This is a genomic window from Allobacillus saliphilus, assembly GCF_018138385.1.
Classification (GTDB): domain Bacteria; phylum Bacillota; class Bacilli; order Bacillales; family Alkalibacillaceae; genus Allobacillus; species Allobacillus saliphilus.
This window is the reverse complement of the sequence record NZ_JAGSIE010000001.1, coordinates 1-22,770: the sequence shown is the minus strand read 5'-3', so window position 1 is coordinate 22,770 and position 22,770 is coordinate 1. Positions and strand designations below refer to the sequence as shown.

Sequence of the window (22,770 nt, the reverse complement as noted above, 5' to 3'; positions counted from 1 at the left end):
GAAGCCCTATGAGACTTTGTTTTAGGAGGTTAAATCAAATGATTGATTTACATAGTCATATTTTATTCGGTGTAGATGACGGTGCACAAACCATTGAGGATAGTGTGGCGATGGCGCGAGCGGCAGTTGCTGAAGGAATCTCTGTGATTTACGCAACACCACACCACTTGACAACACGATACGAAAATGAACGTGACGTTGTTTTACCGAAAGTGGATGAATTGAATGCTGAATTTGCCCGGTTGGGAATTGACTTAGTTGTGAAACCTGGACAAGAACTACGTATTCAAGGTGATTTATTGGAAGGATTGCAAGAAGGAACAAGCATCCCACTTGGCAATACGGACTATATGTTAGTCGAATTCCCATCAAACCATGTACCTCGTTATACAGAACGTGTACTGTTCGACATTCAATCAGCAGGCTACAAACCAATTATTGTCCATCCGGAACGGAATAGTGATCTTATCCAAAATCCTGATAAATTATTGGAACTGGTACAGAATGGTGTATTAACACAAGTGACCGCAGCAAGTGTTGCTGGTCACTTCGGAAAGAAAATTAAACAGTTCAGCAGGCAATTGATCGAATCGAATTTAACACACTTCATTGCCTCCGACGCACATAATACGACGACACGCGGATTTTGTATGCAAGAGGCATATAAGGAGATTGAGAAGGAATTCGGCTTTGGAGTCAGTGAAGTGTTGAAAGAAAACGCCCGCATGGTCGACCGGAATGATTCAGTGATTGGTGAACCGCCGATGGAAGTGAGGAAGAAGAAGAAGTTTTGGGTGTTTTAAAATGAACAGCCCCTCCTTAGTTCGCTAAAGAGGGACTGTTTATTTATTGTAATTGGTCAATCCCGATTAAACACGTCTCGTGTATAAACTTTGTCTGATACATCCTTCAACTCTTCCGCTAAACGATTCGCAACGATGACATCAACCTCTTGTTTGAATGATTCAAATTCATCAATCACTCGCATACCGTTAAACTGATCAGCTTCCAGGGTCGGTTCATAAATCACAACCTCAATATCTTGATTCTGCAATCGCTCAATAACTCCCTGGATAGCTGATTGCCTGAAATTATCCGAGTCTAACTTCATCGTTAGCCGGTAGATTCCGACGGTTTTTGGGCTTCGTTTTATAATTTGATTCGCAATATGATCTTTCCGTGTATCATTTGCATCAACAATCGCCGAGACAATATTGTTTGGTATTCCCGCAAAATTAGTACGGAGTTGCTTCGTATCCTTTGGCAAACAATAACCACCATAACCAAATGAAGGGTTATTATAATGATCGCCAATGCGTGGATCCAGACCAACGCCGTCAATAATTTGTTTTGAATCTAAACCTTTCAGTTCAGCATACGAGTCTAACTCATTAAAAAACGATACACGCATGGCTAAATAGGTATTCGCAAACAGTTTAATCGCTTCTGCTTCTGTTGAATCTGTAAAGAGTACAGGAATATCATCTTTGAGCGCTCCTTGGACAAGTAAATCGGCAAATGTTTTCGCCGCTTCCGACTGATCCCCTACAATAATTCGAGAAGGATAAAGGTTATCATACAAAGCCTTACCTTCCCTCAAAAATTCAGGAGAAAAAATAATATTATCTGTGTTATATTTTTTTCTAATATCTTTGGTATAACCCACCGGCACTGTTGATTTGATGATCATCATTGCACTCGGATTAACCTTCAATACATTTTCAATAACATTCTCGACTGAACTTGTATCAAAGTAACCGTTGTTTAAATCGGAATCATAATTTGTCGGGGTAGATATCACGACATATTCTGCATCTTTGAATGCTTCTTCATAACTTGTTGTAGCTTTCAAATTCAAATCCTTCGTCGCTAAAAAATCCTCTATTTCTTGGTCAACAATCGGTGACTTTTTATTGTTAATTAAATCCACTTTCTCTTTAACTATATCCAAAGCTATAACTTCATTGTGCTGGGCCAGTAACACCGCATTAGATAGCCCAACATAGCCAGTTCCAGCAATTGCTATTTTCATTCGGCACACCCTTTTTCTTCTGCAAAGTTTCTACAACATATTATAGCATAGCATTTTAAATTATATTTAAAAATCGCTACGGTATATCATTATGATACTGAGTTATTCTGATCAAGTTTATACAGTGTTTTATTTTCACAATGTCCATAATTAAAAGTAAACACACATGCCAATGTGTTAATTGCATGCGTGTCAGTTTGAATAATAAGTATTTGAAAGTTAGCTTACCTTCACCTTTAGTCTACTTAAACGCTACTAGCAAACTTTAACACAGAATGAGTCAATAGTTTTGTCCGTGGTATAAAGGAATCCATTATCATATGTTCTCCCTTCGTATGCCAATTACCACCAAGTGGACCCATCCCACAAATGGTAGGAACTCCAATTGCTGTAGCGAAACCTGCATCGGCTGCTCCTCGAGCCTTGGTGGTTTTAACATCCATCTTCAATTCTTCCGCTGTCTCGATTACAATATCACGAAGCATTCGAACACCTTCGTTTTCTTCCATTGGTAAAATACCGATTTTGCCGGTTAGTTTACTTTCGGTACCTTGGATATAAGAAGTTTCACTGATTTTTTTGATCGCATCGTAGACAGTATCAAAGTGTTCCTTCTTCCAAAATGAAAGGTGCATCGTCATATAGCCATGTGAGGCTATAATATTATTACTTTTCCCACCTTGAACAATACCTATATTAATAGTTAGATCTTTATCAATATCGACTAACTTCTTTATTTCTATCATTTTATGAGCTAGTTCGTCATTTGCACTGATTCCGTCATAGTAAAAAGCACCAGAGTGAGCGGCCTTTCCTTCTATATCGATACGTAAATGAGCACTTCCTTTTCGAGCTGTAACGATAGATCCATCCAGTCTGCCTGCTTCCACATTAAATACCGCTGAAGCATTCTTTGCCCGATTTTGAATCACCTTTCCAGAGATAGGTGATCCTACCTCTTCATCGGGAGTAAATAGTAATTCTAAATCGGGTACTTCATCTGTTGCATGCTGTTGAATGGCTTTAGCAGCCATAATCATTGCCACTAGTCCAGATTTCATGTCAGAAACACCTGGACCATATAAATGATTTCCCTTTTGTTCAAGAGGAAATGATTCAAGTGTTCTTGTCGGATGAGCTGTGTCTTGATGACCCATCATCAGGATTTTACCTTTTTTATTTCCTTTCAATGTAGCTATAACATGGTTCCCGTATGCTTCATTTTTTTGGATCTCTACTTCAAATGCCGAATCCCTTAAATGTTTTTCAATGATACTACTCACTCGATTCACACCATCTCGATCGGGTGTGTAGCTTTCTGTTTCAACTAATTGGCGCAACAATTCTAATGCTTTGTCTTTATTTTGATCAATATAATGATCAATTTGGTTTCGGATTGTTTTTTCCATAGAAATTATGCGTCTCTCCTCTGGTTAAAAAGATTAGCTCCTGTTCGCTTGATAATTCACTTTATGCATTCGTCATTTCCTTTTCCTTAGCACCCTCTTCTGTATACAAATGACAAGCTACAAATTGTTCGGATTCCACTTCTAGATTTTTTGGCGTTTCTTTCTTACAAATATCCATAGCAAAAGGGCATCTTGTATGAAACGCACAGCCAGTTGGAGGGTCAATTGGCGAAGGAATCTCACCGTTCAATTCTATCCGTTCCCTTTTCCTATGTGGATTCGGACTAGGGATAGCGGATAGCAATGCTTTTGTATAAGGATGTTTGGGATCTTGGAATATTTGATCAGTTGGACCGGTCTCTACGATTTTCCCTAGGTACATCACACCAATTCGATCACCGATATGACGGACAACACTTAAGTCATGCGAGATGAATAAGTAGGTTAAATTAAACTCATCTTGTATTTCCCTCAGTAAATTAAGTATCTGTGATTGAATGGAGACATCCAAAGCGGAAACAGGTTCATCACATATAATTAAATCAGGGTTCATGATTAAGGCTCTCGCTAAACCAATCCGTTGTCGTTGACCACCTGAAAACTCATATGGATATCGATAATACTGATCCGCTTGGAATCCTAGTCGATTTAACAAATCCATCACGATATCTGTGCGTTCTTTTGGTTTACCGATCCCATGAATATCAAGTGGCTCTTCTAAGATTGTTCCAATTCTTTTTCTTGGATTCAAGGATGAAAAAGGATCTTGAAACATCATTTGCATCTTTTTTCGGATATTAAGCATTTCTTTTGGATTATAGTCGACTATATTCTTTCCTTCATAAATTACTTCGCCTTCCGTTGGTTCTGTAAGTCGCAAAATTGTTCGACCCGCAGTACTTTTACCACAACCCGATTCACCAACTAAACAGAACGTTTCTCCCTCATACAATTCAAACGAAATTCCATCGACTGCTTTTACATGATTCTTCGTAAAGCCAAAGGAGTTCTTTATAGGAAAGTGTTTCTTTAAATTAGTGACTTGCAGTAGTGGTTCTTTCTTTTCCAAAATCCGCTCCCTCCTTTTCTAAGATCTCTTTGTAATGCCAGCACTTTACTTTATGCTCGGGTGTGTGCTCAAATGTCGGAGGTTCCTCTTCCACACATTTGTCAGTAGAAAAACTGCATCTTGAAGCAAATCTGCAGCCTTTTGGCACATCATTAAGCGTGGGTACTTTCCCTTTGATGACAAACAAATCCTTTTTACGCTCTCCGTCCAATTGTGGTATCGATTTGATCAGTCCCTTCGTATAAGGGTGAAGTGGTTGGTCAAATAAATCTTTAACAGTTGCTTCTTCGACAATTTGTCCTAAATACATCACAATAACTCGTGTACAAATTTCAGCTACTACACCTAAGTCATGGGTGATGAACATAATGCCCATGTCGTATTCTTTTTTTAAGTCTTCCATTAAATCAAGAATTTGTGATTGAATGGTTACATCTAGCGCGGTTGTTGGTTCGTCGGCTATTAATAAGTTGGGTCGGCATGAGAGCGCTTGTGCAATCATCACTCTTTGTTTCATTCCACCAGATAATTCATGAGGATATTCATGGATTCGTTTTTCTGGTGAAGGGATACCCGTTAACGCTAACATGTCGATTGCCTTTTGTTCCGCTTCTTTCTTAGAAAGATTTTGGTGTAATATAATCGTCTCCATGATTTGGTTACCAACTGTATAGACTGGATTTAATGAACTCATTGCATCCTGGAAAATCATAGATATTTCATTTCCACGAATTTTCCTCATTTCTTTCATGGAGACGTTCAAAAGATCTTTCCCTCTATAATTAATCTCTCCTTCATATGTGGTGTTTCCTTTTCTTTCATTCAAAAGCCTAAGGATTGATTCTGAAGTGACGCTCTTTCCACAGCCAGATTCGCCGACGACTCCTAGTGTTTCTCCCTCATCGATATGAAAGGAGATTCCGTCAACAGCAGTCACCTGTCCCGTTTCTGTCTTAAAGTGGGTTTTTAACTGGTTAACTTCCAATAGATGTTCTGACACTGTTTCTACCTCCCTAGTAAGTTCGATCGCTTGAGTTGTTAGTTCGATTTATTTGAATGTGGGTCTAAAATATCTCGCATTCCGTCACCGAACATATTCAACCCTAATGTAATTAAAATAACGGCTAAGCCTGGAAACAAGGTCATCCACCAAGCTTTCGTAATGACGTTTTTACCATCATATAAAATATTTCCTAAGCTTGGTTCTGGAGCTGGAATTCCGGCACCCAAAAAGCTGAGCATCGCCTCATTAATGATGGCCATCGCGAAGACAAATGTTGCTTGAACCAACAGAGGTGATAACGTATTTGGAGCGATGTGTCGCCAGATGATTCTGTTGGAACTTCCACCCATTGATTTCATCGCTTCTATGTACGTTTGCTCTTTAATAACCAGAGCAGATGAGCGAACAACACGAGCAATCAATGGAGTATATACAACACTCAATGCGATAATGACATTCACTGTTTTCGGTCCTAATGCTGCCATAATTGCAATGGCCAATAGAATACTAGGAAAAGCCATCAAACCATCATTAATCCGCATGATAATATGGTCTAACGTATTATAATAAGCTGAATATAGGCCAAAAATGATTCCCAAGATCGCAGTTACAAATGCAACAGCTAATCCGACAAACATTGATTCTTGAATGCCATAAACAACGCGACTAAACACATCTCTTCCGACATCATCCGTTCCAAAATAATGATCCGCACTCGGGGCTTGCAGACGATTGACTGGATCCACTTGCAAAGGATCATGGCTAGTGATTAACGGAGCCGCAAACGTAATAATGGTTGCAACAATTAATATAATGAATCCTGTTAAGGCCATTCGACTTCTAAGTAAACGTTTTAGCATTAACTTACGTTGTTGCTTTTTCATTTCTTTTTGTAACTGTGCCTTATTTGTTTTTTCAATAGCTGCTTCCATGATTAATCCCCCTTCTTCCCGAAGCGAACTCGTGGATCAACCACTCCATATAATAGATCGATTGCTAGGTTGATAAACACATAAAGTAACGCGATCAGTAAAATGGTTCCTTGTATTACAGGGAAGTCCCTACGCTCGACTGAGTTAACAATTAATTGGCCAATCCCAGGTATATTAAACACAAACTCAATAACGACCGCTCCAGCTATTAACGTAGAAAACGTTTGTCCAATGACTTCAAGAATGGTTACAAACGCATTTCGAAGTGCATGTTTGTAAATGACAACTCGCTCTTTCAAACCTTTTGATCGAGCAGCTTTAATATACTCATTATCAAGAATATCCAGCATTGAAGAGCGTGTCATACGAACAAGAAGTGCTGCTTGTGCGAGACTTAAAGCAATCGCTGGTAAAATAAGCGAGCGAATATGCGGCCAAATACCTTCAGATAAAGGAACGAAGCCAGCCACAGGGAACCATTCTAAATTAACCGAAAATAATAAGATTAAAAACAATCCTAATAAAAAACTAGGAATAGAGATTCCGAGCAATGAAAATCCCATTAATGATTGGTCAACAGCCGTACCTTTTCGTATCGCTGCAATAATTCCAACTGGAATTGCGAAAACAACCGCTAATATTTGAGCAAAAATCGTTAATGAAAGAGTAGGAATGAAGTATTGCCCAAAAACCTCTGTAACAGGAGCATTTGCATAAATAGACTCACCTAAATCACCTGTTACTGCATCTCCTAACCAATTAAAAAACTGAACGGGTACAGGGTCATCATGTCCCAATTCAGCCCGCAATGCTTCTACTTCACTTTGACTTGCATTCGGTCCTAAAATAACTGAAGCAGGTTCACCCGGCGATAAATGAACAATGAAAAACACGACTATCGCTACGACAAACATAACTGGAACCAACGATAAAATACGTTTTGTAATATATCCGATCAAGATCTCTACCTCACTTTGCTGTCTTTTAGAATTAGCATGATGAAGAAAAAATGCCCTGAAAACAGAGCATTTTTTCTATTTTCCTATAAATTATTTCTTTTCTAAGTTCCATAGCACCATGGAGAAGTTGATATCAAACCCTTCTACATTGCTTTGTAGTCCATGTAGTGGCTTATGGTGACCGAATAGTATGAACGGAAGGTAATCCCACACTTCTTCCTGTAATTCGTGAAATAGCTCTGTAGCTTCATCTTGACTCTCACTTTGGTTGATTTCTTCTACTAAGCGATCAATTTCATCACTTTCATTCCACCCTGCATATTCATTCTCTGAATGTAGATATACGGCATTGGCAGGATCTGGATCAAAGTTAAATCCAGATACAAAGATATCCCATGATTCAGGGTTTTCACGATGTTCTAAAAGCGTTGCCCAGTCATAAACTTCTAAACTAACATTCATACCCAAATCTTCTAATTGACTTTGAATGACTATTGCTGCTTGATAGTGTGTCGGATACTCTCTTGTCGCTAAGATGACAATCTCCTCACCACCGTAACCGGCTTCATCAAGTAATTCTTTTGCTTTCTCAGGATTATCCTGATTATATTGGTCACTTCCTGCGTCACTATGCCAAAGCGCTTGATCACTATTGACCAATGAGTTATCAGCACTATAGTAATCTGGACTAACATAAGCAGCTGTTAGAATATCATCCATATTCAAAGCTGCGTTCACTGCTTTACGTGCTTTGTTATCAGTGAAGAATCCATTTGCTTTGTTAAAGAACATTCCTTGGAAACCAAATGCTTCAGCGAATTCCTTTAAACCTTCTTCACTCTGCAATTGATCAACATTGTCATAGGATAGGCGAGTAGCGATATCATATTCACCTGTTTGTAATCCTGAAAAACGAATGGTTTCGTCTGTCACAATATCAATAAGGATTTCATCTACTTTAGCTGTCTTATTACCAACCAATCCATCAGATTCTGAATCTAGTGCACTGTAGTCTTCAAACTTCTTTAAATGGAGTGATTGCGTATCGACATATTCTTCAACCTTGAAAGGTCCAGTTCCCACATACTCAGACACACCTTCAGCCGTTGCATTATCAATCACTTCCTTAGGCATGATTGCTGGCGCTTGTTCTGGATGTGCTAATATATTGACGATTAAAGGTTCAGGTTTATTCATTTTTAGTACAACTTCATAGTCTCCATTCGCTTCAAACGTTGCATCACTTAGATTAGCTTGACCTTTCGTAGAAATTTCTTTCCAACGATTCATTGAAGCAACGACGTCTTCAGCTGTCATCTCCTCGCCATTATGAAACATGACACCTTCTCTTAATTCGATTGTGAGTGTTTGGTTATCGTCACTCATCTCGGATGACGCTGCAAGCATCGGTTGAGCTACATAATCTGAGTCGATTGAAAATAATGTTTCGTAAATTTGCAAGGCAAAGTCAGTTGTTCCTGTAGCTGTTGACATATGTGGGTCTAACGAAGGTGGAATGGTATCATAAGCTAATGTTAACTCCGTGCTCCCTCCGTCACTTTCACTTGTTTCACTATCCGAGCTACCAGATGACTCTTCTCCACTGGATTCTGTATCTGCTTCTACGTCCGTATCATCGTCTCCTTGACACGCTACCAAAGCAATCACAGATACAAACAATAACATCAATAAAATTCTCTTAAATGACATGATCGATTTCCCCCTATTTATCATTTGTTAGTGATGACATTGAATCTTATAAATACATAGAAACTGAGCGCTAAATGAAAGCGTTATCAATAATCGACTTAATCTTCTGAATTAAGACGTTTGATTTATATTGTATCATAAACTTGAAGAAAATTAACTAAAAATTTTAGGAAATTAGAATTGTATTGAAAATTATACTCTTACTCAAAACAAAAAGCATGGCACTGTTCAAACTCTTCAGTGACATGCTTCTTGAACGAATGTTAACCTTTTTTAATCTCACCTTATTGATTCTTCAACTTTATTTCATCCTCACCAACAATGAGATAATTCATTTCTTTCTCACTCATCTCATTAATACTTTTACGCTTCGCTAAGTATATGGCAATCCCCAGAATGATCCATATAACAAGAGCAATTCTCGATTCGATGCCTAAAAACGCAGGCGAACCTGGAATCAATAAGAGAGATAAAAATACTAAACTAATGATCATGCCTAGAATGGCGATAACTTTCTTTCCTGGTCCAACAACAAACTTTGTTTTGTCGTAATCATTTTTGTCCGACCATTTATATAGATAAAAAGCTGTATAGCACGTATAGAAGTAGGCAATCGTTACCCCAATGGACGACATGTCTACGACCCATAACAGAGCTTCTCTCCCGAACCAAGGGGCAATCATGGCGATGATTACTGTGAAGATAATACTAAAATGTGGCGTGTTATATTTAGGATGTAACTTTGAAAATTGACTTGGGATGATTTTGGCACGTGACATCGCGAATAATAGACGACTTGATGAAATTGTAAAACCATTGAGTCCTGTAAATATACCCATTGTTAAAGCAATGACTAGGATTGATAGTCCTACTATTCCTAATGTATCTTGAATAACGGTTCCTGTGCCCCAAAGCGGATTTCCTGCCACGATATTCTCCCAAGGAGCCGCCATCGCTGTCGCCAACGTCATTAAACAATACAACACAACGGCAAAAATAATAGCTAGAACAATCAGCGAGTAAGCTTTTTTTGATGAAAAATTAAACTCTTCAGCAGCCTGTGGGATATTATCGAACCCAACAAACGCCCAAGGTGCCATTGCTACAATAACAATTATCGCGGCAAATGCTGTTGTATCTGTTGGGAAACTAGGTTGAACATTCGATAATCCAGCTTCAGGCTGTACTCCTACTAAAAGAGTCAGTAAGACAACACCTAAAACCATGATTGAGCAAAAGATAAATTGCATGCGTCCCGAAAACTTCGCACCTCGTATGTTCATCAATCCAAAGATCAAGAGCGCTGCCGATGCAATAAATATTTCAACACCGTACACTTGCCAACCGGCCATATCGTATAAATAGATGTTTTCAATGAATGCAGGAAACACAAACTTGAACATTAATGCGAAGGCAGAAGCATTTAACGCGACAATACAAATATATCCTAATGTTAAAAACCAGCCACTAATAAATGCGTGTGTCCTTCCTAAACTTACAAAGGCATATGCAAACTCCCCACCAGTTACAGGAAAGCTTTTCACTAAAAAACCATAGCTTACAGCGATAACGAGCATGAGTGCTCCACCGATTGCAAAACCGATCATGACACCGAGCGGTCCTGCATCAGCCATCCAATTCGTTGGTTGAACGAAAGCTCCCCAACCGATAGAAGACCCAAGAGCGATTGCCCATACCCAATGGGCTTTTAATGTTTTTGTTAATGTTTGTCTATTTTCCACGAAAAGTCCTCCTTTTTGCTTCCTTTTATTTTAAATTCCATTTAAAACAAAAAGCAATAAGGTAAGGACGTCCGTACCAGTGTAACTAGTTTTTTCTTGCTAAATTCAACTGAAAGGAGTAAAGGTCTCCACGATAAAAGGCTTGTTCGTATTCAACAAAATTTCCTTCTACATCTTTCACTAGTCTTTCCGTTTTCAACATACAGAGTTTCATAGATGTTTCCAACAGTTTGGCTTGTTTCCTTGTTATCATTTCAGCACTGATTTTTTGGCTTGCTTCAAAAGTTTGTAAGTTCAACTCTTTTTCTACTAAATTGTAGAAAGCTTCTCGGTTCAGATCATACTGTGCGAGCCTTTTACCCAAAGATACCGGGAAATAATGCTCTTCGATCCCGATTGGAGTCTGATTCGCATAACGAATACGGGAAAAATAATAAGCTTCTTCTAGTCCAGTTAACTTTTTTAAATGTTCATCAACTTGTATAATTTTCGCCTCAGTCAATTTAGCTCCAGGATGAAGTCCCATCGATTCAATCGTCTCATTTGTACTTTTTAAACTCCCTAACCAATCAGTAATCGGTTTAGGCGCAATAAATGTTCCTTTCCCACGCCTCTTTTCAAGTACACCATCTCTAACTAACTTTTCGATACATTGTCTAACTGTACTCCGACTTATTCGATACTCATCCATTAGTTCTCGTTCACTAGGGATTTGATCTGTATAGATACCTTCATGAACCTTCTTCTCAATTTCTTTGGCTAACTGAATATATAAAGGTGTGGAATCGATATAATCTAATGGCATCATTTCACCTCGATCAAAAACTTACTACTTTGAATCTGGATAGAATTAATTTTCAACTAGAACTGAGTTCGCTCTTTCTCGTATCCTCTCTTGATAACGAGCAATCCTACTAAATGGCATTGTGAAATCTTCACGAACATAAGGGTGATTGCTTAAACCTATGTAGGAAGGATAAGAATAAGTATGATGTGGATTCGTAATATCCTGTTGGGTTGCGATTGCATAATTAAAGTTAACTAGGCTGGCAATGTATTCTTGGTAAAGAAAGTGGTTTTTGAGATGTGTATCTTTTCCATCTACAACATCGTCAATAAATAACGATAATCGTTTACGTGCATAGATTGCCTCATTCATATATTCCTTCCACGTTTCCTCTGGCTCAGAATTTAAGAGATGTTGCTTCCAAAAGTATACACGGGCTTGGTTGTATTTAATGAATGACTGCCACATAAAATCATTTAACGAATTTTCATTCGCACGTTCAAATGATGACTCAGCTTCTTGTAAATAAATAGATATGATCTCTAAACTTTTCCTTGAAAGTGTAGACTTGTTTTCGATGATATATTCAATGGTTTCAATCTCATTTACGTCATGTACGTTTAACTGATTCTGCACTTCTTGAAACACTTTTTTCAAGCTAAAAAGTCCTACGTAATTATAATAGACCGTACGCGTGACGGAGTTCTTAATAATTGACCCTTTCACTTCTAACAATTCTGCAACTGGTCTCAAGTTATGCGTAGTAGCTAGCTTTTGATAATAAATAATAGCCTTAATTAATTTTTGTGTCTCTTCGATTAGAGTGAGATTTCCAACACTAACGGTGAGGATACTATTAATTCTTTTATCAATTTGATTCAACAACGACTGCATTCGTTCCATATTGCTTTCGTGTTTTTTATTTTTCGTGTCAAATAGAGAGGGAAAAACGACAATGATATCAATAAAAGCCTGTAGATTATTCGCTAATTTCACCGCTGTATTCGAATTTCTTTTTGAAAATCGATTCTCTAAGTCGTTAAAGACCGCTTCCGCTGTTTCGTCGGCAGTGTTTTGGTCATACTTACGGGCAATTTCTGCAATCGAAGTAGAATAATCATCGTTCTCTAAAATATTCCCTTCCATTTTCGTGATGTTATTCACACTATCAATTGAAAAATAAGTACTCAAAGCAACAATCAATGCTATAAATGCGATGGAGATTGATGTAATTGAAACCATGAAATCAATTGTATTCATTTCGCCATATCTTAACGATAAAAAGGTCAGCGTTGGACCGGTGAGTATAATAAACACAACAATAAAAATCATTGTTAATTTAAATTTATATTTAAAAAGCTTATTCAATGATTATTTCTCCTTCCTGAAGATTAGCTTCTTCAAAAAGTTCAAAACCGGCTTCTTCCCACCCATGACTAATCCAACAATTTCTGCGATGATATGAATTAAAAGAAAAGAGAAAAACAACAGAAGTAATATGGCATTAAAAGGAGAATAGCTAAATAAAACAGCTATGATTCCGAATAATGCACTAAATACATAAATGACCATTACAGCTCCACGGTGTGAAAGACCAGCATCTAGCAATTGATAGTGGATGTGTTTGCGATCTGCAATCATGACACTTTCTCCGCTCCTCGCTCTTCGAATAATCGCAAACAGCGTATCTAAAATTGGTACAGCGATAACTAGTAAAGGAATAATAAAGCTAAAAAGTGCGACATTTTTAAACAGACCGAGCATCGATATAACAGCAATCATATATCCTAAGAAGAGTGAGCCTGAATCACCCATATATATTTTTGCAGGATAGAAGTTATGGTATAAAAAGCCCATATTTGACCCAATGACAATAATACATAAAAATGCGACAACATAGTTTTGATCCATCATTGCCATCGCGAAAATACTTAGTAAAGCAATTGTCGTAACTCCTCCTGCTAATCCATCCAATCCATCAATTAAATTTATCGCATTGGCCACTGCAATAATCCAAATTAACGTCACGATTACACTTAAATTTTGGAGATATATTTCGCCAAAGAAAGGAATATTTATTTTATCGATTAATAAATCGGATGAGATAATGACAGTTGCTGCAAGAAATTGGCCCAATAATTTTGCGACTGGCTTTAGATTGAATTTATCATCTAAGAAACCAGTAACTAGCATAATTACACCACCGACAATAATAGCAATCTTATGGTCATGATCTGGCCAAAAAATAAGGTATGTAGTCATTACACCGATGAATATAGCAACACCACCTAAATATGGTGTTTCCGTTGTATGAATTTTCCGGTTATCCGGACGATCGACAATTCTGAATTTAACAGCTAATACTCGTACGAACGGAGTGGTTAATAAGGCTACTAATAAGGAGATTGTAAACGCGATAAAAAGAAAAAAGAAAGTCATATGTTAACCCCTCGATTTATGCATCATTTATAAACCTAATCATAGCATAGCGAACGCTTGAATCAAAAGATATTATAGTCCCATAAGTTCTATATATCCATTGCAAAGATTGATAAATAAAACTATAATTGATAGAGTTAAAATTTTTATTCAGAGGGGAATAGAATGGGAAGAGTAGAGGAAAGACAAAAACGCAAGAAAAAGCGTAGTAGAAAACGCTTATATATAATATTAATAGTTCTATTTATTGCTCTTGGTGGAGTCATTTACTATGTATATGAATCTATGCAAGCAGCAGGTGAATCATACAATGATTTAGATGGACGTGAGAAGTCGGATTTACGTGAAGAATCTGTTGCTTTAGGCAAAGATCCTAGCTCAATCCTCGTCATGGGTGTTGAAAACTACGAAGACCCTAATAGTCGGGGTAGAACAGACACGATGATGGTTCTAACATTCAATCCTAAGGACAATTCAGTGAAAATGGTCAGTCTCCCTAGAGATACGCGAGTTGAAATCGCCGAGAGGGGCACGATGGATAAAATCAACCATGCTTATGCCTTCGGTGGTACTGAAATGGCCATTCATACAGTAGAGAACTTTTTAGATATTCCAATTGACTATTATGCAGAAATTGATTTCGATGCGTTTGTTAATATTGTTGATTTAGTTGGCGGCGTGACGGTTACCGTTCCTTTTGATTTTGAAGAAAAAACGATGCATCCTGGATCACGGTGGGTTGAATTTAAAGAAGGTGAGCAGCATGTAAGCGGTGAGGAAGCACTTGCCTTCGTACGAATGAGAAAGCAGGATCCAAGAGGTGATATCGGACGGAATGCTAGACAGCAAGAATTGCTCAAGTCTCTAGTCGATGAAGCTGTTAAATTAAGAAACGTTACTAAAATTGATGATCTCGGTAGAGTCATTGGTGAAAATGTTACCACGAATGTCAAAGTGTCAGATGGATTATCCTTGTTTATGAGTATGAGCAGTTTTAGTAGCGATAATCTGGAATCAATTAGCTATGATACGAACCCGCAATGGATTAATGGTGGGAGTTATGAAATTCCGGTACAGGAGTCTGTTGAGGAAGTTAGGAATGCATTGAAAAAGCACTTAGAGTTAAGCTCTGATGGAACGAGTAAAACACCGGTTAATGAAGTTGATCAGGCATCATAGATAATTAAAGCTAACGGTGAAAACCGTTAGCTTTAATTAATTTCATTCTAATTTAACTCTTCTTTATCTACAGTAATATAAGCATTTTCTAATTTTGTTACTTATGCATTTATCACTCGTGTGAGCCATATCAGACACCCTAAAATAATTTTCACGCTAAGTTTTGGATAGTAGTACTTAATCCTAAAAAATGCTTATGCTTATACTCTCAATAGAGTACTCTCTAACCCTTTGTTTATTTATAGAAAGACGTTAAGCCTTTTGAAACATATTTATTAATCTTACAAAGCTTCCAGAGTACTTTCTCTTTTTTTTAACTGTTTTAATTAATTTGTTTTCAGTTAATTTACTTTGTAGCAAATGATTGTAGTACCCTGCACGATATTCGGCTGTTCTTTCTCTAAATGAATAGGTTGATGGACCAAATAGTAAGTTATACAAATACACATCATCTTGGTTGGTGACCCCTATATTAAAACCTAGGATCATAAAATCTGAGTTTGTTAATTCTTCAAGTTTTTTAGTTGTCATAAACAATGTATCTACAACATTGTCAGAGAGTAGATAAGATACGTCTGTTGAATCTATTATATTAGAAAATTGGGAGTTTGTTTCTTCTGGATCATTATCTAAGTTTGTACTGTTATGTATATCGTTGATTTCTTCAATTACGTAAGTGTTCACTAAATCCCATTTTCCATCCTTGTTCTTTTGAAGATTAACTCGAAATAAAGAAGCGGGCTCATCAGGGCGAAAGTATTTATACATTTTATATTGTTCTTTACTAAGAACCGAATCATATAGAAATTTCAACTCTTCTTCGCTATAGTGAGTCGAGTTCGTTAATCTTTCAATTTCATATACGTCGTGATCTTTCTTGTGAATCATATAAGGTGACTTTTCTTTTCCTTTAAGAAAAACAGCGACACTATTATTTTCATTGATGAATTTTTTAAAAAAATCAAAACTACCATTTATTACATTTTTAGAAGCGAATAGGTTGGAAAGTTCAGCGTCCTTACGTAAATACTTATTGAGCTTTTTTATTCCATATTCAGGAGGGTTATAAGAAAGGATTGTATGATCCCTTAAAAAATTCATTACACTTCTATTTTCTTTTTTATAACAGTAAGGATTTACGTCAATAAACTTAGGAATTTCAGTTTCAACATCTTCCCATTTATCTCCTGAGAATGTTTTAGCTTTTACAACGTAATTCTTTGTATCTATATCTCTGGGACGTAAGTACAAAAGTTCAATTCCTTTTCTATGACATTCTATTGCCGTAAGTTCAGCAAGTCTCGATGGCTCTTCTGTATTTCGCATGTAACCAACCTTCATGCTTAGCCTCCTTTATAAACCGTGTAACTTTTTAACTACATTTTATCATATTATTGGATAAATTGGAATGTCAAAAGTAATGAAAGGTAATTTAATGTCCAATATAATAGTGTGAATTTATTGTTTTATTCAAAAACCTCTTTACGAACAATCCTATTCTGTTTCATCAATTTTCAGTTAGAGTCGGTAACTATAACTAAGTTAAAGTAAATTCTATATGGTCTAAAACTACAACCACTAACCACTCTTCCATATTGATATCATAATTTAAAACAAAATATTTATGTCATCTTTTAAACTCAGCTGAATGCTACTTATCCCCAAAACCATCCGATTAGATTTTTGAAACAATATCAGTTTAGTAAGTTCCTTTTTCAAAAGCAAAAATCCACTTTCTCGTCCTTCAGTATTCGAAAGCAAGGCATTAAAGGATATAAAAATCTAACTTTATCTTTATAATAATGAAAAATTACTCCGTTTTAACGGAGTAATTAACATTTTGAAAGCTCCATTGCTTATACTTAGATTTTAAATAATAATTTTCTAGTTTTCTTTGGTAATTAGAAAATTTGTGAAGCCTCGTTAAACTCATTTCCTTAAACATACAATAAGTGCCAAAAAGTATACTTTAACAAATCTGAGCTTTAAAGGCTCCAATAATGATACCCTCTATTAGTTGCTTCATCTCTATCTAGAATTTCTTTTATATCGATTAGTACCTTTTTATTTGGATTTTTGTATAGTTTATCAAAGTTGTCGAGATTGTAATTTGAGAATAATTGATGTCCAACCGCTACAACGATTGCATCGACTTCTTTAATCTCACTTTTATCTACGAGTTCAATGCCATACTCTCTTTTAACTTCCTCGCTATCTGCCATCGGATCGTGAACGACTACATCAATATCATAGTCCTTTAACTCATCAATAATATCGATTACTCGAGTATTGCGGACATCTCCACAATCTTCTTTGAATGTAAGTCCCATAATAGCTACTTTTGCTTTGCTGACATCTTGTTTTGCATGTATCATTTTTTTGATGATATTAGATGCGACATACTTACCCATATCGTCATTAATTTTACGTCCAGCTAAGATGATTTGCGAATGATAACCTAATTGTTCCGCTTTGTAAGTGAAATAATACGGATCGACACCGATACAATGTCCACCCACTAAGCCGGGTGTGAACTTTAAAAAGTTCCATTTCGTACCTGCTGCTCGTAAAACTTGTTTCGTTGGAATGTCCATTTTATTAAATACCATAGAAAGTTCATTCATAAATGCTATATTAATATCTCGTTGAGAGTTTTCAATTACTTTTGCAGCTTCAGCAACTTTGATTGATTCTGCTTCATGAACACCGGCATTAATAATTGAACCGTAAAGTGCAGAGACTTCTTTCAACGCTTCATCATCTGATCCAGAGACAATCTTGGTGATCTTTGTTAATGTATTGATTTTGTCACCTGGATTGATTCGTTCTGGGGAATATCCGGCTTTAAAATCTGTTCCATAAGTTAGTCCTGATTCTTTTTCAAGAATCGGAATACAGATTTCTTCTGTTGTGCCCGGGTATACAGTCGATTCATAAACAACGATGGAGCCCTTCGTTAAGTTTCGACCGATTGTCTCACTTGCTCCAGTAACGGGAGACAAATCAGGTGTTTTATCTACGTTAATTGGTGTTGGTACAGAGACAATAATAAACTTCGCTTCTTTAATTCTGCTTTCGTCCGATGTGAATTCCATCGTTGTTTGCTGGATTCCCTCGTCTCCAACTTCGTCTGTAACATCTATTCCATCACGATATTTTTGAAGTTTTGATTCATTTACATCGAAACCAATGACATCATAATGCTTTGCTAATTCTATGGCTAAAGGCAGGCCTACATATCCTAAGCCGATTACTGCTATTTTTTCTTCTTTATTTTTTAGTTTTTTATATAAAGACATGAGCTCATTCCTTTATTTAGTAGATATATGTCAATCTATATTATACATTGTACTTGGTAATTTTGTATAGTTATGAGGTTTGAAGCAAAAGAAAGCCACTCCGATAAGAGTGGCTTTCCAAGCTGCAATTTAATATTTTTTCAGGAAGTTATCAGCTATCCAATAATTATTAGCATTTACCCGAATGCGAATCCAATTATATTCTGTTCCATTTAATTTAGCTTTTTTCGAAACAATATTATTATTTTTATCTAGACTTAATACCACTAGGTCTCCACCCGATAGAGCACCTTTTCGTTCGCCAGCTGGAGTTGCCCGGTAATTGACATTTCCGATTGCATATACTTCATATAGATGTAGACTCTCTACATAACCCCGATGAATCCAACCTTCAATTCCATTTAACTCAGCTTTTACCCAATTGCCATCATTGTCACCGATTAAGCTAACTTCAGTATTCTTGTTAATTAACGTGATACTTTCATATCCCGTACTAGGTCCTCTTCTGAAATTAACATTAGCCGTTGTTTTTCCTATCGTATTTGCAGGATAGTTATTAACGACTATGGTAGGTGGCAAGTCCGGATTAGGAGCTGGTGGTATATTTGCATCTGCTTTAGGCTGGTTCTTGAATGTAGGAACTTCGAATTTTGCTAAAGAATCAAATACTCCGGCCCCTAATTTATTGAACATTCTTTGAGCTTGTGTCACTGCCCACATAATATGAGTAGCATATTGTTTCCCGTACTTGTTCTTATCTTCAACGTAGTCAGGATCCCATTTCATTTTATATAGTGTATTTTGACCTTGAGAAATATAGTTATTAGAGATATTTTTCGCTCCTCCTATAACAGCTGCTGCCGGTGTAAACCAACCACGTTCAAAACCGTAGTTTACCCCACCAACTAATGGATTATCATCATGGGCTCCATAGCCATAAAAGTTATAAACTACTTGATATACATCCTTGTGGCTTTTATTTCGAATGATATTTCCATTAGAATCTCTTAAAATTTTACCATTTTTATCCACACCTACACCTAGTGCCAGTGTTGATCCACCATCTCCTGTTTCGTGGAGTGCATGCTCCATAAGATAAAATTCATTCAATCCATATCGCTTGCCAGCTTCCACAAATGCAGAACCAGTGTTTTCTAGCATCCCTTTTCCTTTTAAAAACTTTTCATTCAGATCTTTTGCTGAAACATTCGCCGATTCATCCAACAACATGAATTGTAGGTAACCTGGTGTTCCTTCTGGGAAGTTAGCAGGGTTCATATAGTACCTTACGTTCGCTTCATCAGCTGGAATTTTACCAGCACCATCATATTTAGGATTTCCGTGTTTCATTTGTAAGTCTACCATTCTGTCAAATGTAACTTCGTATTCTTTATTTTTAACAGATTTTAATTCATATAGTTTAATCAGCAATTCAACAGTATTAGGCTCTGCTATTCCGCTAATCGGTAATCTATTATCTTCTTGGAACTTTTTTAGAGCTCTTTCACTCTCTGTTCCAAAGTAGTTAGTAGGATTATTCCAATCAGCATATCTCAAGTAAGCTAACATTTTTTTAATTTCTAAAGCTTTCTCTGAACGTACACCTTTCTTGACTGAATCACTTAAAACTTTATTGATTTTTAAGAGGGTTTTCGGACCAGCCATTCCATCTTTAAAAATATTATAATATTCTTGGAATTCTTCAACTGCAGATTCAGTCTGTGGACCAAAGTAGTTATTGGGTGATTTCCAAGTCGCAAAACCAAGTTTGACTAAGTTTTGTTTCAATTTTCGTGATTCTTTATTTCTAGCACCCTTCTGTAATACTTTTTTCATTTGTTCTCTGACTGATTGTATTGTTTTCTCTTCTGCTACACCTGTTGCTCGCAGCCCAAAATCTTTTTGATATTCTTTTATTGCCCTCTCTGTCTGGGAACCAAAGTAGTTATTGGGTGGATTCCAAGTCGCATATCCTAAAGTAACTAAATTCTGCTTTAGTTTTAAAGCCTCAACAGATCGGTCGCCTCGTTTAATTATTGTCTCTAATACCTCAGTTAATTTTCTCTTTGTTTGCTCTCCTGCAACTCCATCAACTGTTAACCCATAATATTCCTGAAATTCTTTTACAGCTGATTCCGTTTGAGAACCGAAATAGTTAGTTGGTGAATCCCAGTTCGCAAAGCCTAATGTTACTAAATCTTCTTTTAACTTTAATGCCATAGGTGTTCTGTCACCTAAGAGAATTGGTTGATTCAACACTTTTTCGATTCTAGCTAAAGTCTTTGATTCTACAACCCCTGTTACTCTCAAATCATTGTCCTCTTGAAAGTCTTTAACTGCACTCTCAGTTTGAGAGCCAAAGAAATTAGTGGGTGAATCCCAACTCGCATAACCCAACGCAACTAAATCTTGTTTCAACGCTAAAGCGGCATCTGTTCGATCACCTCGTTGAATCATACTGCCTAACAACTCAGTAATCTTACGTAAAGTCTGTTCATTACCGGTTCCTGTTACTGTTAAACCATAGTACGCTTGAAACTCTTCAACGGCTGATTCTGTTTGGGGACCAAAATAGTTAGTTGGTGAACTCCAATCCGCAAAGCCTAGTCTCACTAGATTCTCTTTTAACTCTTGTGCTCTTGGTGTTCGATCACCAGATTGAACCGGACGTTCCATCTCTTCTTGTATTTTCTTTAAAGTCTTCTGTTCGGCAATGCCTGTTGCTTTTAAGTCATGGTCTTTCTGAAAGTCTTTAACTGCACTCTCAGTTTGAGAGCCAAAGAAATTAGTCGGTGAATCCCAACTCGCATAACCCAATGCATCTAAATCTTGTTTCAACGCTAAAGCGACATCTGTTCGATCACCTCGTTGAATCATACTGCCTAACAACTCAGTAATCTTACGTAAGGTCTGTTCATTACCGGTTCCTGTTACTGTTAAACCATAGTACGCTTGGAATTCTTCAACGGCTGATTCTGTTTGGGGACCAAAATAGTTAGTTGGTGAACTCCAATCCGCAAAGCCTAGTGTCACTAGATTCTCTTTTAATATTGATAATCTCGAGGTTTTTTCACCTTTTTCGATTGGTCCCTCCGGCGTACTTTCTGTACGTGATTCAGTTTTATCATCTTCTATCGTTTTAACCGCTAGTTTCTTTTCTGGATCATTATGTAACTCACTCTTATTCGTATTTTCATGTTGGTTGTTAAGATTTTTAGCTTCACTTTTTTTAGCTTCTACCTTTTCAAGATTTTTATCCTCTCTTTTTTCATTAGAATCTGAATTAATAGTATTTTCTTTTGAAATATTTTTTTTACCAATGATATTAGCTTCATATAAATTTTTAATTTTCTCTTTTTCTTCTTCGTTCTTTAATTCATGAGTTATTTTCGACTCATCATTTGCCGGTTCACCCTCAGTCTCGGCAAAAATAAGATTATTAGAAAAAAGGATTAAGAAAATAGTTATGTAAAAAAATTTGATTTTAATATTTTTATACTTCATCACAGAACAACTCTCCAATAACTTCAAATGCTCTTTTTATTGTTTTGCAGCTTTCTTTCTATAAGAATTTTATAGGAACGGTTACGCTAGCTCACACTCTATTTGTCTTTCTATTAAATTTCGATTTTACGTATGGTAACATTAAATTCTTCGTTAAGTAATTTCTATTATTTGTTAATCCATAAATAAAATAGTTTAAAACAGAATTCTCTATATAAATGATGAGTTATATTTAAATTTATTCCCTCCTGCTCTGGTTTTCCTCTTCCTATTATATTTTTCAAATAGTTTGGTAATTTTTTCATTACTTTCCTATTATATCATCGAAATCAAAATAGTTTAATAGAATTTCAGAGATTTTAAACACCCAACACGTATAGAGGAGTAGCACTCTAAGCTACGCATCCTTACTAGTATGAAAAATAAATGGAGCAATATTCAAAATACTGATATCACTCTCGGCAATGTAGAAAAAGAAAAAAGCCGGCACAAAAGAGAATAAGCCCAAAATTAAGAGCTCATCATAATGATGGTTATACATTTTCTAGGATAATTGTATAGATAAAACCTTTTAACAAATATAATAATTATAAAACAACCAACAATGTCATATTTAATTCGCTTTTTACCTGTGTAGTGCAAAATAAAAATACATAGTTTTGCAACGGAAAAGTACACAACGTTGCAATAATTTTTTAGGCATAAA

16 protein-coding genes are annotated in these 22,770 nt (G+C 36.5%); 2 read left to right on the top strand and 14 right to left on the bottom strand.

Annotated elements, in window-relative coordinates; genetic code table 11:
* Window positions 1–38: 38 nt before the first annotated feature.
* Window positions 39–803: a tyrosine-protein phosphatase gene (locus tag KC820_RS00080; RefSeq protein ID WP_212366968.1), complete on the top strand. Its 765-nt coding sequence runs from the start codon at window positions 39–41 to the stop codon at window positions 801–803.
* Between the two features lie 56 nt (window positions 804–859).
* Here KC820_RS00080 and KC820_RS00075 read toward each other — a convergent pair whose 3' ends face one another.
* The 11 genes from KC820_RS00075 to KC820_RS00025 form a co-directional block, all read right to left on the bottom strand.
* Window positions 860–2,032, bottom strand: a complete 1,173-nt coding sequence (locus tag KC820_RS00075) for a nucleotide sugar dehydrogenase (protein ID WP_212366965.1) — start codon at window positions 2,030–2,032, stop codon at window positions 860–862.
* 245 nt (window positions 2,033–2,277) lie between these two features.
* The gene (locus KC820_RS00070; RefSeq protein WP_212366964.1) at window positions 2,278–3,441 is read right to left on the bottom strand and encodes a M20 family metallopeptidase; all 1,164 of its coding nucleotides are present in this window, start codon (window positions 3,439–3,441) and stop codon (window positions 2,278–2,280) included.
* A 61-nt stretch (window positions 3,442–3,502) separates the two neighbouring features.
* A complete protein-coding gene (locus KC820_RS00065) occupies window positions 3,503–4,510 on the bottom strand; it encodes an ABC transporter ATP-binding protein (protein ID WP_236782439.1) in 1,008 nt (335 codons plus the stop codon).
* Window positions 4,476–5,510: an ABC transporter ATP-binding protein gene (locus tag KC820_RS00060; protein WP_212366962.1), complete on the bottom strand. Its 1,035-nt coding sequence runs from the start codon at window positions 5,508–5,510 to the stop codon at window positions 4,476–4,478. Before KC820_RS00060 ends, KC820_RS00065 begins: the two co-directional genes overlap by 35 nt.
* Before the next feature lie 38 nt (window positions 5,511–5,548).
* A complete protein-coding gene (locus tag KC820_RS00055; RefSeq protein ID WP_212366960.1) occupies window positions 5,549–6,445 on the bottom strand; it encodes an ABC transporter permease in 897 nt (298 codons plus the stop codon).
* A 2-nt stretch (window positions 6,446–6,447) separates the two neighbouring features.
* Window positions 6,448–7,404 carry an ABC transporter permease gene (locus KC820_RS00050; RefSeq protein ID WP_212366959.1) on the bottom strand — a complete coding sequence of 319 codons (957 nt, stop codon included), beginning with the start codon at window positions 7,402–7,404 and terminating at the stop codon, window positions 6,448–6,450.
* Window positions 7,405–7,494: 90 nt separating this feature from the next.
* A complete protein-coding gene (locus tag KC820_RS00045) occupies window positions 7,495–9,114 on the bottom strand; it encodes an ABC transporter substrate-binding protein (protein ID WP_212366957.1) in 1,620 nt (539 codons plus the stop codon).
* 284 nt (window positions 9,115–9,398) lie between these two features.
* Window positions 9,399–10,856, bottom strand: a complete 1,458-nt coding sequence (locus KC820_RS00040; RefSeq protein ID WP_212366955.1) for an APC family permease — start codon at window positions 10,854–10,856, stop codon at window positions 9,399–9,401.
* An 85-nt stretch (window positions 10,857–10,941) separates the two neighbouring features.
* Window positions 10,942–11,661, bottom strand: a complete 720-nt coding sequence (locus tag KC820_RS00035; RefSeq protein WP_212366954.1) for a GntR family transcriptional regulator — start codon at window positions 11,659–11,661, stop codon at window positions 10,942–10,944.
* Between the two features lie 45 nt (window positions 11,662–11,706).
* Entirely contained in the window at window positions 11,707–13,011 is a 1,305-nt protein-coding gene (locus KC820_RS00030) for a hypothetical protein (protein WP_212366953.1), read from the bottom strand.
* Window positions 13,012–13,014: 3 nt separating this feature from the next.
* Window positions 13,015–14,082: a glycosyltransferase family 4 protein gene (locus KC820_RS00025; protein ID WP_212366952.1), complete on the bottom strand. Its 1,068-nt coding sequence runs from the start codon at window positions 14,080–14,082 to the stop codon at window positions 13,015–13,017.
* A 165-nt stretch (window positions 14,083–14,247) separates the two neighbouring features.
* Between KC820_RS00025 and KC820_RS00020 the strand changes: the two genes are divergently transcribed.
* A complete protein-coding gene (locus KC820_RS00020; protein ID WP_212366951.1) occupies window positions 14,248–15,261 on the top strand; it encodes an LCP family protein in 1,014 nt (337 codons plus the stop codon).
* A 252-nt stretch (window positions 15,262–15,513) separates the two neighbouring features.
* Here KC820_RS00020 and KC820_RS00015 read toward each other — a convergent pair whose 3' ends face one another.
* The 3 genes from KC820_RS00015 to KC820_RS00005 form a co-directional block, all read right to left on the bottom strand.
* Window positions 15,514–16,602, bottom strand: coding sequence for a hypothetical protein (locus tag KC820_RS00015; protein WP_212366950.1), 1,089 nt, complete (start codon window positions 16,600–16,602; stop codon window positions 15,514–15,516).
* A gap of 644 nt (window positions 16,603–17,246) precedes the next feature.
* Window positions 17,247–18,560 carry a nucleotide sugar dehydrogenase gene (locus KC820_RS00010; RefSeq protein ID WP_212366948.1) on the bottom strand — a complete coding sequence of 438 codons (1,314 nt, stop codon included), beginning with the start codon at window positions 18,558–18,560 and terminating at the stop codon, window positions 17,247–17,249.
* A gap of 129 nt (window positions 18,561–18,689) precedes the next feature.
* Window positions 18,690–22,064, bottom strand: coding sequence for a peptidoglycan-binding protein (locus tag KC820_RS00005; protein WP_236782440.1), 3,375 nt, complete (start codon window positions 22,062–22,064; stop codon window positions 18,690–18,692).
* Between the last annotated feature and the right edge of the window lie 706 nt (window positions 22,065–22,770).

What these genes read in the sequence shown, in the direction of transcription:
- KC820_RS00080 (WP_212366968.1), top strand. Translation starts at nt 39, where the DNA reads ATGATTGATTTACATAGTCATATTTTATTCGGTGTAGATGACGGTGCA.
- KC820_RS00075 (WP_212366965.1), bottom strand. Translation starts at nt 2,032, where the DNA reads ATGAAAATAGCAATTGCTGGAACTGGCTATGTTGGGCTATCTAATGCG.
- KC820_RS00070 (WP_212366964.1), bottom strand. Translation starts at nt 3,441, where the DNA reads ATGGAAAAAACAATCCGAAACCAAATTGATCATTATATTGATCAAAAT.
- KC820_RS00055 (WP_212366960.1), bottom strand. Translation starts at nt 6,445, where the DNA reads ATGGAAGCAGCTATTGAAAAAACAAATAAGGCACAGTTACAAAAAGAA.
- KC820_RS00045 (WP_212366957.1), bottom strand. Translation starts at nt 9,114, where the DNA reads ATGTCATTTAAGAGAATTTTATTGATGTTATTGTTTGTATCTGTGATT.
- KC820_RS00035 (WP_212366954.1), bottom strand. Translation starts at nt 11,661, where the DNA reads ATGCCATTAGATTATATCGATTCCACACCTTTATATATTCAGTTAGCC.
- KC820_RS00025 (WP_212366952.1), bottom strand. Translation starts at nt 14,082, where the DNA reads ATGACTTTCTTTTTTCTTTTTATCGCGTTTACAATCTCCTTATTAGTA.
- KC820_RS00020 (WP_212366951.1), top strand. Translation starts at nt 14,248, where the DNA reads ATGGGAAGAGTAGAGGAAAGACAAAAACGCAAGAAAAAGCGTAGTAGA.
- KC820_RS00015 (WP_212366950.1), bottom strand. Translation starts at nt 16,602, where the DNA reads ATGAAGGTTGGTTACATGCGAAATACAGAAGAGCCATCGAGACTTGCT.
- KC820_RS00010 (WP_212366948.1), bottom strand. Translation starts at nt 18,560, where the DNA reads ATGTCTTTATATAAAAAACTAAAAAATAAAGAAGAAAAAATAGCAGTA.
- KC820_RS00005 (WP_236782440.1), bottom strand. Translation starts at nt 22,064, where the DNA reads ATGAAGTATAAAAATATTAAAATCAAATTTTTTTACATAACTATTTTC.